Consider the following 16,172-nt stretch of genomic DNA (forward strand, 5'->3'; position numbering starts at 1 on the left):
ATTGGCTTCTCTTATAGAGACTGGTGTTTTGCCAGATCATGCAAGAAAGAGAGACAGCGCTCAAGCTCTGATATTTCTATAAACTCATCAGGCTTGTGCGCCTGATCAATTGATCCCGGCCCAAAGACCACTGTCGACAACCCAACACGTTCAAAATATCCGGCATCAGTACCAAAAGAAACCACGTCTTTTGTATTACTGCCTGTCAATGTACGGATCAATTGAACCGCAGGAGAATCATCGCACGCATCCAAGCTGGGCACATCAGCATCAAGTATTGTTTCAATATTGGCTTCGGGTGAAATCTCTCTCATCTCTGGTAACAAGACATTATCAGAAAAATCAAGAATCTCTTGGAAAATAGCGTGTCCATTATCACCGGGTATCGGCCTGATCTCCCAGATCATTTCGCAACTTCCCGCCGTAATGTTACTCGCAGCCCCCCCATCTATACGTCCAACATTACAAGTTGTATAGGGTGGGTCAAAGGGAGAGCCGATTTTAGGTGCCGCAGCAAGACGTGCGCCGACTTCTAGAATCTTCCCAATAAAACGCGAAGCAAATTCTATGGCATTTACGCCTTTTCCCGGCTGCGATGAATGGACTTCGAACCCAGTAAACCGGGTCGTGATTTCCATACCCGCTTTATGCCCGCTCACAAGGCTCATGCTTGTTGGTTCCCCAACAATCACAACATCAGGCTTAAAATTCTTCGTGACAATATCATCTGCCAAAATCGGTGCGCCGAACCCACCAATTTCTTCGTCGTAACAAAAGGATACATGAATGGGACGTTGCAGATTTTGTGCCTGAAACACAGGAACCATGGCCAGAGAACAGGCCAGAAACCCTTTCATATCAACTGCGCCACGTCCATACAGGCGATTGTTTCGTTCTGTAAGAACAAAGGGATCTATTGTCCAGGCCTGTCCCTTGACCGGGACAACATCGGTATGCCCATTCAAAACAACGCCACCCCCAACCTCGGGACCAATTGTGGCATAAAGATTGGCTTTCTTTTTGGTCTCATCATATGAAAGGGACGATACAATGCCGTGCTCTTTCAAATAAGATTCGATATAGCCAATCATATCCAGATTGGATTGTCCGGACAAAGTTGGGAAAGAAACCAGCTTACTCAAAATTTCTTTGGTTGAGGACAGAAGCTCCGTCATGAAATTACAACCAGTTCACGCGGCACAGATGATAATAGCTCGGGACCATTTTCACCAATGGCGATCGTTTCAGTAATCTCAAGCCCCCAATCATCGGACCAAAGGCCAGGCATAAAGTGAAAGGTCATACCCTTTTGCAAAACAGTTTTATCACCTTTACGCAGGCTCATCGTATGCTCCCCCCAATCAGGCGGGTATGCCAACCCGGTCGAATAGCCCGTCCGACTGTCTTTAATAATGCCATGTTTTTCCAATACGGCGAAAAAGGCAATCGCAATGTCCTCACAAAGGTTACCTGCCTTAGCTTTCTCCAACCCAGCAGCCAACCCTTCCAGAACAGCCTTTTCACTATCCAGTATGTCTTGACCGGGTTTCCCCAAAAACACTGTCCGCGACAAGGGACAGTGATAACGCCTGTAAACACCTGCGATCTCAAAGAAAGTTCCCTCTCCCGATTTCAACGGCTTGTCGTTCCAAGTCAGATGCGAGGCAGAGGCATCTATCCCCGAGGGAAGAAGAGGCACAATAGCAGGGTAATCACCACCATATTCGGGAACACCACGTAATCCCGCATCATAAATAGCCGCAACCAGCTCATGTTTACGCAACCCGGGCCGAATGGTTTCCCTGATACGTTGATGCATCACCTCAACGATCTTTCCGGCTTTACGCATATAAGACAGCTCTTGTTCGGATTTTACAGACCGTTGCCAATGAACAAGATTATTACAATCTTTAAAATTGGCATTGGGCAAATTACGCACCAGCGAAGCAAAAGCGGCAGCCGTGAAATAGTAATTATCCATTTCCACGCCAATAGAGAAGCTACCAAAACCTTTACTGCCCAGTATTTGGGCCAGATAATCCATAGGGTGTCTATCTTCCGATTGGACATAATAATCAGGATATTCAATGATGTTATCGTCAGAAAGATATGTGGTACGTTTTGCCCCATTCACATCAATACCCCGACCATACCAAATCGGTTCACCCGCAAGTGTAATAATCACACACTGGTGCACATAAAAAGACCAACCGTCATAGCCAGTTAGCCAAGCCATATTCGCCGGGTCTGTAATAATTAAACAGTCCAGCTCTGCGGCTTGCATCGCCATACGCGTTTTCAACAGACGATCTGCATATTCTGATCGGGAAAAATTCAGCTCGACTGCGTCAGGAGACATCACCATCACAACACCTGCCATAAAAGGGGAAACAACAGAAAAGAGTGCTGTAAATTTTTCAGGAAATCACGAAAAAAATTACGGAACATATTTGCACAAGACGCCGAGATATTTCATCTAAAGAGCAGCTCAAAAAGAGAAAAGTCTTCGCAAAAACAGCTAAAATTTGCTCAGATTCTAAAACTCGGTTCTAAACAGCTAAAACAACCTTGCCTGTTGTGTCCCTATTCTGCAAAGCCCGCATGGCATCCGGTAGTTGTGCGAGATCAAAACGCCTATCAACCAAAGGCTTTAAAAGATCCTTTTCCAACATGACAAACATTTTATCCATCATCTTCTTGATCAAATCTGCATCATGATCGTGGTGCCAATAGACTCCCTTTGCCGATGCCCTTTTCAACATCAAACGATTTGCTGGAATTTCAGTGATGGTTCCCGAGGCAAAGCCCACAATAAGAATAACGCCATTACGTGCTAAACACCGCAAACTCTGCAGACCTACGTCACCCCCGACCGGGTCATAAATCACGTCAACACCAAGACCACTCGTCGCATCCTTGACAGCCTCAACCCAATTCTCATCACTGTAGTTGATACAGACATCAGCCCCGTGTTCCCGCGCGATATCCAACTTGTGCGCGTTACTGGCGGTTGCGATAACCCGCGCCCCAATGGCCTTGGCAATTTCCACCGCCGCAAGACCGACCCCGCCCGCAGCAGCGTGAACCATGACAGTTTGATCAGATTTCAATTTTGTACTGTCAAAAAAAGCAACCATCGACGTGGTGTAAGTAACTGGTAAGGCCGCTGCTAATTCAAACGAGAAATTTTCAGGAATAAGGAATGCTGAATCGCATGGCACCAAAGCCTGTTCCGCGAAACCACCCCAAGGAATTTTACTGGCGATTCGATCACCTACGTTCCAATGGCTTCCTCGGGGAGCAGAAACAACCGTTCCGGCAATTTCTTGGCCAGGAGTAAAGGGGCGCGGAGGACGAACCTGATACTTGTCTTCTGACATCAAGAGATCTGAAAAATTAAGCGCAGCGGCCCGGACATCAACCACAAGATGACGGTCATCTGGCGGCCCTAAATCCAAATCAACAAACTCCAGACCATCTACACCAAGAACACTCGATGAACGCCACCCCTGCATAGTACCCACCTGTCGCCGATGGTATCAAATCACTCATGCCTTGAGCTTTTTCGATAAGCCCTCAGCAATTTTGGTCATTTTGATACCAATATTATTTTTTTTAATATCATCCATATTATGAAGGGGAAAAGCAATCGCGATTGATCCCACTGGGTAATTATCTGGTCCGGTAAAACACGCAGCCATTCCTGCAGCTCCCAGATAAGTCTCTTCTATCGACGTGCAAAAACCCTCACGTTCTATCTGCTTGATGTCATCGCGAATTTTGTCCGGCGAGATAAAAGTATAGGCAGTATAGGCCACCAATTCCTTCGCCAGATAAACATCCTGCTCTTTTCGAGGCAAAGCAGCCAATATAACACGCGGGGCCGCCCCGGCATGAAGAGGAAAAGATGCCCCGATCTTTTCAAAGACCCTCAGCCCACCGCGCTCCCCCTCGATCTGATCGATACACACCGCTGTCTGTGCGTGACGGTCAAAGGCCGTTAACAAGATGGTTTCATCTGTTAACGCTGACAATTCCTCCAGCGCTGGTTGACAAAAGCTTTTAAGATCAAAGGCAGCTTCTGCCCTTTGCCCCAAATTAATCGCTGCCATCCCCAGGGTATAACGCCCGGTTTTGGGTATTTCGGCCAGATAGCCTGTTTCCACCAGATACCGAACAAGCCTGCTCACTGTCGAACGGCTCACCCCGGTTTGTTCAATTATCTCACCTTGGGACCAATCAGCATGAGCAATTTGAAAAAGATTCAGGATCTCAAAAGCTTTGTGTAAGAGCCCCACACCAGCCTGAGCTGAAGATGGGTCTTTTTTAGATTGTTGCTTGACATTCACAATTAACAAATCCCACTATATGGAAATAAATCTCATTATTTAGGATTCTAGCACTATTACTATACCTCGTGCAAAATTAAAAAATTGGCAAAATTAAAATATTAGAAGGACACTTAAGATGCCTTGGATTGAAACAGTCCCTTACGAAGAATCAGAAGGAAAACTTCGCCGTCTCTATGATCGGGTAAAAGGTCCGGATAATAACGTCGATAACATAATGATGATGCATTCGCTCCGCCCCCACAGTATGGAAGGGCATATGGCAATCTATAAGTACGTCCTGCATCACACAGGGAACACCATTCCAAAATGGTTTTTGGAAACTCTGGGTGTGTGGGTCAGCTCACTCAATGACTGTGGCTATTGTGTTGACCACCATTTTGGCGGCCTCTGCCGCCTGCTTCAGGATGATGAAAAAGCCGCAGGGCTTCGCAAAGCCATTGATGAACGCAACATCGACATTGCACCACTTGATGCCAAACAAAAGCTCGCCATGGCCTATGCCGAAGCCCTCACCAAAGATCCGGCAAGCACCACAGAAGAGATGGTCAAAGGCATGCGAGAAGCAGGCTTTAGCGATGGAGAAATTCTGGAAGTTAATCAAGTCTCTGCTTACTTCAACTACGCCAACCGGACCGTTCTGGGACTTGGCTGTTCCACCAAAGGTGACATCATCGGGCTATCACCAAATAATTCTGACGACCCTGATGACTGGTCACACACATAAAACCAGCCCCCTGATCAAATATCTGGTTGCATGAAACCTTGTATACACTCAAGCGTTCACACAATCAGACCAGAGAAAGAGCGAAAGACAGTAGCAATATTGAATTTGGCTTACCCTTAACCCTCAAGTATAAGACTTTCGTAGTATTATACTTGAGGTGATCAGATGGCAGATGAGAAAAAGAAGGTGAACCAACGCGCGCGTGGACTGGAACGTGCCTTTGATATTCTCGATCTCATCCGGCGTGAAAACCGTGCCATGCGCCCCAATGAAATTGCCAAGTTGATGGGGGCGCCCCGTTCATCGGTTTATGAACTTGTCCACCTGTTACTTGATATGAACGTGCTGGAAAACAACGGTAGTGATGGCCAGGTTTTCCTTGGCAGTCGTCTTTATTTTTTAGGTCGAGCCTATAATGACAAGATTGATCTCTACCAACGCATAGAAAACACGCTAAGCAATATTGTAGAGCAAACAAGCGAGACCGCGCAGTTCTGCAAACTGGAAGGCAACAAATATACTGTTGCCTTGATGAAAGAGGGTAGCCGCCCTTTCCGAATTTCGGCAAACCTTGGTGAGCTTGTCCCCGTTCCCAGCACGGCCTCTGGCCGTCTTCTGCTGGGGCACCTTTCTGATCAGGAAATTATAGATTTTCTGGATAAAGATGATTTCCTTTTGCCCAACGGGGAAAGCATATCACCGGGTAATTTTATAACCGAAGTTCGTCAAGCTACACAGGATGGGCACTATACCTTTGACAGCATTGTTGATACCTTCACCCATTGTTTTGCTGTTCCCATAAAAGATGCCCAATCCACCTGCATTGCCACACTCTGCCTCGTCACCCCCAGAGAAGACGGTCACCGCAATAAGGAACACTATCTAAGTGTTCTCAAAACCGCTGCGACAGAACTGGAAGCACAGTTGAGCACCGACTTCTAAGCCCCCTGGCCTCCCCTATTCTACTGAACATCATATTACATAAATCAAGCTGCAAATCTTCGAGCCGGCTTGCTTGACCACTTGCGTCCGCAAAATTATGCCGTATTATTTGAGTTCCAAAAAAACAAATTAATGTCCTTTATTTTGGACATGCTATAATAAAGAGAGAACCAATGATTAAACGCTTTCAGGTTGGCAGTCGCATGAGCCAAGCCGTTTCCTACAACGGATTTGTATATGTTGCCGGACAGGTTGCCAAAGACAGATCTGCAGATCTAGAGACCCAGACACGCTCTGTTTTACAAAAAATCGAAGACCTCTTGGCTGAAGCTGGAACAGACAAATCCAAAATACTGGCAATCGATGTCTTCCTGCCAGCAATTGCGGATTTCGATAAAATGAATTCAGTCTATGATGCATGGATCGACCCTCAAAATCCGCCAGCTCGCGCCTGTGTCGAAGCCCGTCTGGCCGACCCGATGATCCTTGTTGAAATGACCGCTGTCGCCGCCGTATAAGCTGCAAGATAAAGCTGCGAGAAAAAGGGGGAGACAGATATGCGTCATTCGATGTGGGCCTATCCTTGGGATCTACAGGATCTCGGACTGGATACGACCTATCATGACTATCAAAATCTGGCCGGTGTTAATGGTATCAGCCTTGCTGTCTCCTACCACGCGGGGCGTTTTCTACAACCACGTAGCCCCAAGCGAAAGAGCTATTACCCCGAAGACGGAACGATTTATTTCATTCCTGATGAAAAGTTCTGGGCGGGCAAAGAAATTCAGCCGCTTGTCGCACAGAATCTGCATACAGAGGGCGATATGCTCTCCCCCCTTATAAGGGATAAAAAACAACACGGGTTAAGCGTCTCTTGTTGGACGGTCTGCTTGCACAACAGCCGTTTGGGCTTCAAACACCCTGACCATGTTGCACGCAACGCCTTTGGCGACCCCGGTTATTACAGCCTCTGCCCCAACAGTGATGCCGTACGAGACTATGCGACAACCCTTGTTGCGAACCTGACCCACAGCTACAGGCCAGATATGGTCGAGCTGGAAACTATTGGTTTTATGGGGTTTGACCACGGCTATCACCACGAAAAGGACGGCCTCGGACTTAATGCTGAAGATGAATTTCTTCTGTCACTTTGCTTCTGTGATCACTGCATCAAAGCAGCCCAAGATGACGGCGTTGATGCCCTTGCCGCGAAAAAAGACGTTCAGGACCTGATCATTCAGGCCTGTAACCGGGAAATACCCGAAGCGCAGCTTCCTCACTTTCCCGAACAAAGGCTAGAGTGCTTCAAAGATTATCCGGCACTCTATAGGTATCTTCTGTGGCGTGTTCAGGCCCCAACAAAAATTGTTCAAAGCATAAAACAAGCCGCCCATCCCGATAGCAAGATCGTCGTCATCGAAGGTGAAAACGCCTGGCGCGACGGTGTTGATATCAAAGCCATCGCTCAGGCCTGTGATGGCATTATCTTCTGTGCTTACACGGCAACAGCAAAAGAGGTTGATTATTCCATCACCGAGACACGAAACCTTGTCGGATCAGAAAAATATCTCGGCTTGGGGGCCAGTCTGTTTTACGACCAGACACCAAGCAAAGAACAACTATCTGCACGAATTGACGCAGCTGTGAAAGCCGGGGCCGATGGCATAAACTACTACAACTACGGTCTGATACCGGAAGCCCGCCTTAACTGGATAAAATCAAGCATCGAAATTAAAATTTCATAAAAATCATCTTGCGATCAAACTATTGAATTAACAGAAACAAGACACAAAGACACAAATACATCAACAACTTAACCTAGATTCTATCCCAAGGGGCAAATATCCAAATGGCAGCCTATCTCATCGTTGATACTAAAATCAGTAATCCTGAAGAGTATGAAACCTATAAGCTTCAAGCCAAACCTATTGTCGAGAAATTTGGCGGCGTCTATCGCGCCAGAGGCGGAGAAATGGATGTTTTCGAATCAGATCTCTGGTCCCCAACCCGCATTGTTATTGTCGAGTTCCCGGACATGCAAACAGCACGTAATTTCGTCAACAGCGAAGAATACGCCCCCGTTAAGAGAATCCGCCGGGACAATGCTGAATGCACTTTCTTGCTCGTGGATGGAATGTAGCTAAAAGGTCGGACATAGTCCGACCAATTATTAAAGAATAAGGGCTGTAGAATTACCAGATTCCACAGCCCTTATTCTTTTCGGTTCCAGCTTTTCAGATTCTGGAACGCAATTACGCAAGATGATCAACAATCGTCATTTTTTCACCCGCAGCCAGAAGATCACCGAGCCATTTCTTGGCAACCGTCACATCACTCGGCGCGGCAGAAACACCGGCGGAAATTTCCCCCTTCAGCACAGCTTCAACAGCGTAGCTGACCGGGATTGAAACCAGACGGGCCATGGCAGTATGGGTATCATCCCCATAGGCATCCACAACATACGACTTGTTATACACCTGTTCACCATTGCGTTCGGCCCATAGATCAACGGAGAGAACAACACGGTCGTGTTCGCCCTCACCCAACGCATATTTATCCCAAAGATCAGCAGAGATTTCAGCAAGACGTTTATCCCCGGCCTCGCCTTGCAAAGTTTCAATTTCCTTGAAAAGATCAGCCCAAGCCGTGGACCAACCACCATAACGCAGGGTCCCGCGCACAAACTGTTGCACATTCCAGTCTTTGCCAAAGCCGTATTCATCCATAAAGGGATAGGAATCACGGTTTGGATAGACTTCAAAGGTTTCAGACCCTTTTTCAAGATCAATTTTATAGGACTCAACTGCATCCCAAGGACGGCTAACATCATAGACTTTGCCGTTCCGCAAACTTTTTGATGGCGACCGCAGAGCTTTAAGGACGCCCAACGGTGCCCAACTGAACTTGTAACAAAAGTCATTTGGCACTTCTGACAGGCCACCGCAATAGGATCTGAAGTAGTGCGCGTTATCTGTGGCAAAGGCGGGAGAATTTTTATAGTCATCCATCAGCACATGTGCCATTAGATGATCAATGCCCGGATCAAGCCCCACTTCATTGACCAGCGTCAGGCCTTTTTCTTTTGCAGCAGCATCCAAAGCGCGCATCTCGGGCGCGATGTAAGAACTGGAAACAAAGTTCGCCCCGGCATCCAGACACATCTGGGCAACTGCAACGTGAAAATCACCCGGCAGCATGGAAACGGCAAGGTCGCCTGCCTTCAGATCGCTTTCCAATGCCTCAAGACTAAAAGCCCTGATATCAAAATCGCCGCTCAGACCCTTTGTGGCTTCCTGCGCCTTTTCAACAGTACGGTTCCATACCGTTATACTGTGTCCCCGTTCGATCAGGCGTCGAATACCCGGTACCGTCGAAAGGCCAGCCCCCAGCCAATGAATACGCGCCATCTTTTATTCCCTTATATATCCAGCGATGTTTTTTATGTATTGGGACCTCTCTACACCATGAAGGCCATCTTTTGAAGCCATAAGGGACAAGCCTTGTAAATTAGCTGTTTTTGGCGTCATTTGTGTATGGATTGTTGTAAAGCTATCAAGAGAATCACATAAACTTCACAAAGCGTTTGACTCTCGCGCAAGCACGGCTATATTCCAGCATCACTGGCTGCCCGGATTCCGTGCGGCCATGTATGCATGAATAGAATGCCTAATTTAACAGCTAAGTGACCGATAAATATGTTCGCAGTAATCAAAACCGGCGGTAAACAGTACAAAGTCCGTAAGGACGACGTTCTGGTCGTCGAAAAAATCAACCTGGAAGCAGGTGCTTCTGTTGATTTCGATTCAGTTCTAATGATCGGTGACGATGAGAAGGCAACCATCGGCGCGCCTGTAGTGGACGGCGCCATGGTCAAGGCTGATGTGGTTGAACAGACACGTGGCGACAAAGTCGTCATCTTCAAAAAGAAGCGTCGTAAGAACCATCGCCGTAAAAACGGCCATCGCCAGGATCTCACTGTCATCAAGATCACTGACATTCTCGCCGATGGCGCTAAGAAGCCTGCTAAAAAAGCAGCAGCTCCTAAAGCCAAAGCAGCTAAAGCAGACGCAGACACTGCGGAGAAAAAAGCAGCTCCGAAGAAGAAAGCGGCTCCTAAAGCTAAGGCTGAACCAAAGGCTAAAGCTGCTCCTAAGAAAAAAGCAGCTCCTAAGAAAAAAGCAGCAGAGGAATAAGACCTCATGGCACATAAGAAAGCAGGCGGCTCGTCCCGCAACGGTCGCGACTCAGCTGGTCGCCGCCTAGGTGTTAAAAAATTTGGTGGTGAGCACGTCGTATCAGGCAACATCCTGGTTCGTCAGCGCGGAACCAAGTTCCACCCCGGCGACAACGTCGGCATGGGTAAAGATCACACAATCTTTGCCACAGTTGAAGGCGAAGTTGTCTTCCGCCAGAAAGCTGGTGGACGCACATACATTTCTGTACAGCCGGCGGCCTAACGGCCCCGCCAACCAGTCCTTGCGTCTGGGTTGAAATGGTTTAGGGGGGAATGGCAATCCATTCCCCCCTTTTCGTATTTACCTTTTCCACTTATATTTCCGGCTATATCGCAGTTTCATCTGCGGCCATATAGCTAACTCTGAATACCTATAGCGTTGCATCGCACGTTCCCCACAAGGTGACGAGTTGTATGACGATAGAGAACAGGCACCACGATGAAGTTTCTTGACGAAGCCAAAATTTTTGTAAAAAGCGGCGATGGCGGCGGGGGCTGTACCAGTTTCCGGCGCGAGAAATACATCGAATTCGGTGGTCCCAATGGCGGTGACGGCGGTCGCGGGGGTGACGTTATCATTCAGGGTGCGCACGGTCTGAACACACTGATCGATTTCCGTTACGCCCAGCACTTCAAAGCAAAGCGCGGCGAACATGGTCGTGGCAGTGATATGTTTGGGGCCGCGGCAAAACCTTTGGTCATCAAAGTGCCTGTTGGCACGGTTGTTCTGGACGAAAATAAAGAACAGGTCATCTGTGACATCACTGAAGAAGGCCAGGAATTTGTAATCTGCAAGGGGGGTGATGGTGGCTTTGGAAACGCACGTTATAAAACATCAACAAACCGTGCCCCCCGTCGGTCTGATCCCGGCTGGCCCGGCGAAGAAATGTGGGTCTGGCTCCGTCTGAAATTGATCGCCGACGTCGGCCTTGCTGGTTTGCCAAACGCAGGGAAATCAACCTTCCTGTCAGTTGTATCCCGTGCCAAGCCAAAAATTGCGGACTATCCCTTTACCACACTGCACCCGAACCTGGGGGTCGTCTATAGCCGCGGCGAAGAGTTTGTCATTGCTGATATTCCCGGTTTAATCGAAGGTGCAAGCGAAGGTCATGGCCTTGGCACACGCTTCCTTGGCCACGTCGAACGCTGTGGTGCCCTGTTGCACCTTGTTGACGGAACCTCTGACAGCTATCTCGAAGATTACAAAGTCATTCGCGCCGAACTGGAAGCCTATGGCGAAGGTCTCGACACAAAACCTTCGGTTCTGGCGCTTAACAAGATTGATGCCTTGGTCGAAGAAGAAGCGACCGAAAGACAGGCCGAGCTAAAAGCCCTATCAGGCCAAAAGGTTCACCTGCTTTCAGGTATTAGTCAGGACGGCGTCAAAGAAGTACTTGCCGCTTTACTTGATCATATTCTCGATGGTCGTGAAGAAGAACAGGAAGAACTTGAATCTGAACAGGGGCCGCAAGGTTATTCCCCTATCTAGTCGTGGTACAGATTTATGAACAACATATCATCCGGGACAGGTCTGTCAGCCGCTGAACATCTCAGATCTGCGAAACGTATTGTCATCAAGATCGGCTCCGCACTGCTGGTTGATGATGAAACGGGAAAACCACGTCTGGACTGGCTCAATGCCCTGACGGATGATGTGGCGAACCTTCGCGCTCGCGGTGCAGAGGTTATGCTGGTTTCATCCGGTGCTATTGCAGTTGGAAGAAACCATCTGGGATTGACCAAACAGAACCTGCGGCTCGAAGAAAAACAGGCTTCTGCCGCAACCGGACAAATCCTACTGGCCCATGCCTATCAGGAAGCACTGGCACGACACGACATAACCGTTTCTCAGGTTCTCTTGACCCTTGGGGATACAGAAGAGCGTCGTCGCCATCTCAACGCCAGAAACACTCTGACCACCCTGTTGCGATTGGGCACGGTTCCAATCATCAATGAAAACGATACCGTCGCAACCAGCGAAATTCGTTTTGGGGATAACGACCGCCTCGCCGCACGGGTGGGTGCCATGGTCAATGCGGACCTCTTGGTCCTGCTATCCGATATTGATGGCCTTTATACCGCAGACCCCAAACGGGACAAAAATGCTGAATTTTTGCCTGTGGTCAGCGAAATCACACCTGAAATTGACGCCATGGCGGGTGAAGCCCTTCCCGGCTACAGTTCCGGTGGTATGATCACCAAGATATCTGCTGCCAAAATTTCTGTTGGTGCGGGGTGCAGCATGATTATTGCCAACGGCCATAAGCTCAACCCTTTGCAAAACATCATAGAGGGGAACAGAGCCACGGTTTTTGAAGCCTCTGTCGAGCCCAAAACAGCCCGCAAACGCTACATCGCGGGTAGCCTGAAACCCTTGGGCACCGTAACACTTGATGCCGGCGCTCTCAAAGCCTTGCAAAATGGAAAATCCCTTCTTCCGGCCGGGGTGACTGCTATCGACGGCAAATTCCAACGTGGTGATGCCGTTCTGGTAAAGTCCCCGGATGGGCGCGAAGTTGCCCGTGGGCTTGTCGCCTATTCCAATGGGGATGCCAGAAAGATTATTGGCCTGCAGTCATCAGAGATCGAAGCCAAATTAGGATATCTGGGACGGGAAGAACTGATTCACAGGGACGATCTTGTTCTCAATTAAAAAAGTACAATATAATCAAATCTCTAGTTGAGATATAACCAAAGCAGCAGAGAAAGCTGCACTTAAACAGGAATATAAGGATATGAGCGAACTGAAAGCGCAAATGGATCAGCTGGGACAAGCTGCAAAAGCTGCTGCACAGGATCTGGCTCTGGCCCCGGCAGATGCAAAGAACAATGCATTGCTTGCCGCTGCCAAAGCCATTCGCGCTCAACTCCCGACAATCCTTGAAGCCAATAAAAAAGACATGATTGCTGCCGAAGCCAAAGGCATCAGCAGCGCAATGCTCGACCGCCTTGCTTTGGACAATGACCGTGTCGAAGCCATGGCCGCAGGCCTTGAAGCTATTGCCGCTTTCCCCGATCCAATCGGGAAATCCCTCAAAAGCTGGGATCAACCCAACGGTCTTAAGTTTGAGCAAGTTTCTGTGCCCTTGGGCGTGATCGGTATCATCTATGAAAGCCGTCCAAATGTAACCGCAGATGCGGGGGCTCTGTGTCTGAAGGCCGGAAATGCATCTATCCTGCGTGGTGGTTCAGAAAGCTTTCATTCATCAGGAGCCATTTTGGACTGTCTGCAAACTGGCCTGGAAGAGGCTGGCCTGCCTGTGGCTGCAATCCAACGTGTACCTACAACAGATCGTGCCGCCGTGGGTCACTTGCTGACCATGAACGACTATGTTGACCTGATCATTCCACGGGGGGGGCGTGGTCTTATTGAGCGTATTCAAACAGAAAGCCGCGTACCGGTTCTCGCTCACCTGGATGGCCTTTGTCATACCTATCTGCATGAAGCAGCTGACCCTCAGATGGCTCTTGAAGTTGTGCTGAACGCCAAAATGCGCCGCACAGGCATTTGTGGTGCAACAGAAACACTTCTGGTGGATGCCAACTATGCAGACGAAAGCTTGAAACCAATTCTGAACGCCCTTATAGAAAAGGGGTGCGAAATCAGGGGTGATGCCGAAATCCAGAAACTGGATAGCCGGATAAAAGAAGCCACCACAGCAGATTGGGATACAGAATATCTGGATGCTATTCTTTCCGTTAAAAGAGTAGCCGGTTTGAAAGACGCGATTGCCCATATCAACCGCCATGGTTCTCATCATACCGAAGCTATCATTACGTCAGATGACAAGGCCGCAGCCACATTCCAACAGGAAATTGATGCAGGTATCGTGATCCATAATGCCTCGACCCAATTTGCCGATGGCGGACAGTTTGGCATGGGGGCCGAGATTGGTATTTCCACAGGAAAACTGCACGCCCGCGGCCCCGTCGGGGCCGACCAGTTGACAAGTTACAAATATCTTGTCCGTGGCACAGGCCATGCCAGACCCTAGTCGCAAAGTAGTACATAAAACGACATGCTAAGCCAAAAGCCACCCAGCCTGACCTTTACCAAGGTGCTTTGCCCGCAAAGTATCGCAGACAGTCTGGGTGGCCGACTTCCCCCGAAAGGAAGTAAAGTCGGCCTGCTGGGCGGGTCGTTCAACCCGGCACACAAGGCACATTGCCAGATCTCCAAAGAAGCTCTTGTTCACTTGGGTCTCGATGAAGTTTGGTGGTTAGTCTCGCCACAAAACCCCCTAAAAGACACCAAAGGCATGGCGCCATTGGCTGAGCGAGTCAATAGTGCCCTGTCGATCCCCAAGCACCCAAAAGTGCGAGTCACCACTATCGAAAGTCAGGTTAGATCGGTTTATACCGCTGATACCCTCTCTCGTTTAAAACAGATCTTTCCTTGGGTAGATTTCACCTGGCTTATGGGCGCGGATAATTTAAGCCAGATTCCCCTTTGGCGCGACTGGCAAGATATTTTCAACACCGTAAAAGTTGCCGTTTTTGCCCGCCCAGGGTATTCGCTACAGGCAGCCAATTCAAAAGCAGCACGGCGCTTTAGAAATGTCAGAGTTTCGGAAAAACTGGCACGAAGCCTCTCTACACGCGTCGCCCCGGCATGGACAATTATTCATGGTCAACAGCTTGATATTTCATCAACGGCCATCAGAAATGGAAAACGCAAAGATTAAAGAACAGAAGAGATAGCGGTTCTAGAGAATAAAATCACAAAGAAACAACGATTTTATCTCTTTAATGTAACGATGTTCATTAACATATAGAGTCGCGCACCTTTACTGTGCTAAGCTGACACTGTAAGACCCTTTGTTCTGTATAGCGATAAGTACGGAACGTGTTAGTAACTATCTGTAGTGGGAAGTCGTGACCTCACGAGCAGATTATTTTTACGGAGACCGATCATACCACGAGAATCAACGGCCCCAGAGGCTAATATACAGGATACCACGGGAAATAACCGTGACCTGCTTGAACTAGTTCGTAACTCTCTTGAGGATGACAAAGCTGAAGACATTGTCGTCATCGAACTTGCCGGAAAATCTAGCATTGCTGACTACATGGTAATTGCCAGCGGTAATTCAAACCGACAGGTTTCAGCCATGTCCGATCACCTTCTTCGCGGCCTTAAAAACGCTGGCATGAAAAGCATCATTGCCGAAGGAAAAGATCGTGGTGATTGGGTGTTGGTGGATGCCGGGGATGTTGTTGTTCATCTTTTCAGACCCGAAGTCCGAGCTTTTTATAACTTGGAAAAAATGTGGGGTTTGGAGCTGCCTGAATCAGCACAACCTTTTGCATCGCAAGACGCCTGATATCAGGCGACATGCCATAAACCAGAAGTAGGTCCATAACTGGAAACGGCAATGCGGATAACATTAATTGCAGTCGGAAAGGCCAAGGCCAGTCCGGCCAAGGATCTTTTTGAACTTTACTGTAATCGCCTGCGAGGCAATCGGCTCAACTGGAGCCTTGAACTCAAGGAAGTAGAGGAAAAGAAGAACCTGCCTGCTGCACAGTTGAAAGAACGTGAAGGCGAACTGCTCCTCGCCGCCGCGCCCAAAGGCGCCAGAATCGTGACCTTGGATGAAAAAGGGAAAGACCTTTCCAGTCCGCAATTCTCAAAACTTCTGGAGAAATGGCAAGACAGCGGTGACCAGGATATCGCCTTTCTCATTGGCGGGGCAGACGGTCTTTCAGATGTTGTAAAGGCCCGATCACAACAAAGCCTCTGTTTCGGACGATTGACATGGCCACATATGCTTGTGCGGGGCCTTTTTGCAGAACAGGTATATCGTGCATCCTGTATCTTAAGCGGCCACCCTTACCACCGGGAATAATCATACGATCTCGCCCAAGATCAACTTGCCAATAATCAGACCTAATACTTTATTTACACTGTTTGGATAAT

At 48.4% G+C, this 16,172-nt stretch carries 17 protein-coding genes and 1 pseudogene; 13 read left to right on the plus strand and 5 right to left on the minus strand.

From position 1 onward, the window contains the following. Nucleotides 1–11 precede the first annotated feature (11 nt). The 4 genes from argE to WH95_RS17705 form a co-directional block, all read right to left on the minus strand. Nucleotides 12–1,175: an acetylornithine deacetylase gene (gene argE / locus WH95_RS17690; protein WP_046509688.1), complete on the minus strand. Its 1,164-nt coding sequence runs from the start codon at nt 1,173–1,175 to the stop codon at nt 12–14. Next, on the minus strand, nt 1,172–2,359 hold the full coding sequence (gene doeA, locus WH95_RS17695) for an ectoine hydrolase DoeA (RefSeq protein ID WP_046509737.1): 1,188 nt from the start codon (nt 2,357–2,359) through the stop codon (nt 1,172–1,174). Before doeA ends, argE begins: the two co-directional genes overlap by 4 nt. 190 nt (nt 2,360–2,549) lie before the next feature. After that, the gene (locus WH95_RS17700; RefSeq protein ID WP_052742128.1) at nt 2,550–3,515 is read right to left on the minus strand and encodes an NADPH:quinone oxidoreductase family protein; all 966 of its coding nucleotides are present in this window, start codon (nt 3,513–3,515) and stop codon (nt 2,550–2,552) included. A 33-nt stretch (nt 3,516–3,548) separates the two neighbouring features. Further along, entirely contained in the window at nt 3,549–4,349 is an 801-nt protein-coding gene (locus WH95_RS17705; RefSeq protein ID WP_046509689.1) for an IclR family transcriptional regulator, read from the minus strand. A 118-nt stretch (nt 4,350–4,467) separates the two neighbouring features. Between WH95_RS17705 and WH95_RS17710 the strand changes: the two genes are divergently transcribed. The 5 genes from WH95_RS17710 to WH95_RS17730 all read left to right on the plus strand — a co-directional run bounded on the left by WH95_RS17710 (nt 4,468) and on the right by WH95_RS17730 (nt 8,158). Then, a complete protein-coding gene (locus WH95_RS17710; protein WP_046509690.1) occupies nt 4,468–5,076 on the plus strand; it encodes a carboxymuconolactone decarboxylase family protein in 609 nt (202 codons plus the stop codon). Nucleotides 5,077–5,241: 165 nt separating this feature from the next. Further along, nucleotides 5,242–6,018 (plus strand): IclR family transcriptional regulator, encoded by a 777-nt coding sequence (locus tag WH95_RS17715; protein WP_046509691.1) that lies wholly within the window; start codon nt 5,242–5,244, stop codon nt 6,016–6,018. 173 nt (nt 6,019–6,191) lie between these two features. After that, nucleotides 6,192–6,536, plus strand: a complete 345-nt coding sequence (locus WH95_RS17720; RefSeq protein WP_046509692.1) for a RidA family protein — start codon at nt 6,192–6,194, stop codon at nt 6,534–6,536. A 39-nt stretch (nt 6,537–6,575) separates the two neighbouring features. Next, nucleotides 6,576–7,763: an alpha-amylase family protein gene (locus tag WH95_RS17725; protein ID WP_046509693.1), complete on the plus strand. Its 1,188-nt coding sequence runs from the start codon at nt 6,576–6,578 to the stop codon at nt 7,761–7,763. Between the two features lie 104 nt (nt 7,764–7,867). Then, nucleotides 7,868–8,158, plus strand: coding sequence for a DUF1330 domain-containing protein (locus WH95_RS17730; protein WP_046509694.1), 291 nt, complete (start codon nt 7,868–7,870; stop codon nt 8,156–8,158). Between the two features lie 112 nt (nt 8,159–8,270). On the opposite strand, the gene WH95_RS17735 is transcribed toward WH95_RS17730, so the two are convergent. Continuing rightward, a complete protein-coding gene (locus WH95_RS17735) occupies nt 8,271–9,425 on the minus strand; it encodes a saccharopine dehydrogenase family protein (protein WP_046509695.1) in 1,155 nt (384 codons plus the stop codon). Between the two features lie 288 nt (nt 9,426–9,713). Here WH95_RS17735 and rplU point away from each other — a divergent pair. From rplU to rlmH, 8 genes and pseudogenes are all read left to right on the plus strand, one after another. Further along, nucleotides 9,714–10,022, plus strand: a pseudogene (rplU, locus tag WH95_RS21735) (50S ribosomal protein L21); the annotation flags it as partial. 195 nt (nt 10,023–10,217) lie between these two features. Continuing rightward, nucleotides 10,218–10,475 (plus strand): 50S ribosomal protein L27, encoded by a 258-nt coding sequence (rpmA, locus tag WH95_RS17745; RefSeq protein WP_046509697.1) that lies wholly within the window; start codon nt 10,218–10,220, stop codon nt 10,473–10,475. A gap of 216 nt (nt 10,476–10,691) precedes the next feature. Further along, nucleotides 10,692–11,741, plus strand: coding sequence for a GTPase ObgE (gene obgE / locus WH95_RS17750; RefSeq protein ID WP_046509698.1), 1,050 nt, complete (start codon nt 10,692–10,694; stop codon nt 11,739–11,741). A 15-nt stretch (nt 11,742–11,756) separates the two neighbouring features. Beyond that, nucleotides 11,757–12,905: a glutamate 5-kinase gene (proB, locus tag WH95_RS17755; RefSeq protein ID WP_046509699.1), complete on the plus strand. Its 1,149-nt coding sequence runs from the start codon at nt 11,757–11,759 to the stop codon at nt 12,903–12,905. Nucleotides 12,906–12,987: 82 nt separating this feature from the next. After that, nucleotides 12,988–14,247, plus strand: coding sequence for a glutamate-5-semialdehyde dehydrogenase (locus tag WH95_RS17760; RefSeq protein WP_046509700.1), 1,260 nt, complete (start codon nt 12,988–12,990; stop codon nt 14,245–14,247). 24 nt (nt 14,248–14,271) lie between these two features. Then, nucleotides 14,272–14,937 carry a nicotinate-nucleotide adenylyltransferase gene (locus WH95_RS17765; protein WP_082114227.1) on the plus strand — a complete coding sequence of 222 codons (666 nt, stop codon included), beginning with the start codon at nt 14,272–14,274 and terminating at the stop codon, nt 14,935–14,937. 180 nt (nt 14,938–15,117) lie between these two features. Then, nucleotides 15,118–15,576: a ribosome silencing factor gene (rsfS, locus tag WH95_RS17770; RefSeq protein WP_082114228.1), complete on the plus strand. Its 459-nt coding sequence runs from the start codon at nt 15,118–15,120 to the stop codon at nt 15,574–15,576. A gap of 51 nt (nt 15,577–15,627) precedes the next feature. After that, entirely contained in the window at nt 15,628–16,101 is a 474-nt protein-coding gene (gene rlmH, locus WH95_RS17775; protein ID WP_046509701.1) for a 23S rRNA (pseudouridine(1915)-N(3))-methyltransferase RlmH, read from the plus strand. Nucleotides 16,102–16,172 lie beyond the last annotated feature (71 nt).

This window comes from Kiloniella litopenaei, assembly GCF_000982415.1.
Lineage (GTDB): Bacteria > Pseudomonadota > Alphaproteobacteria > Kiloniellales > Kiloniellaceae > Kiloniella > Kiloniella litopenaei.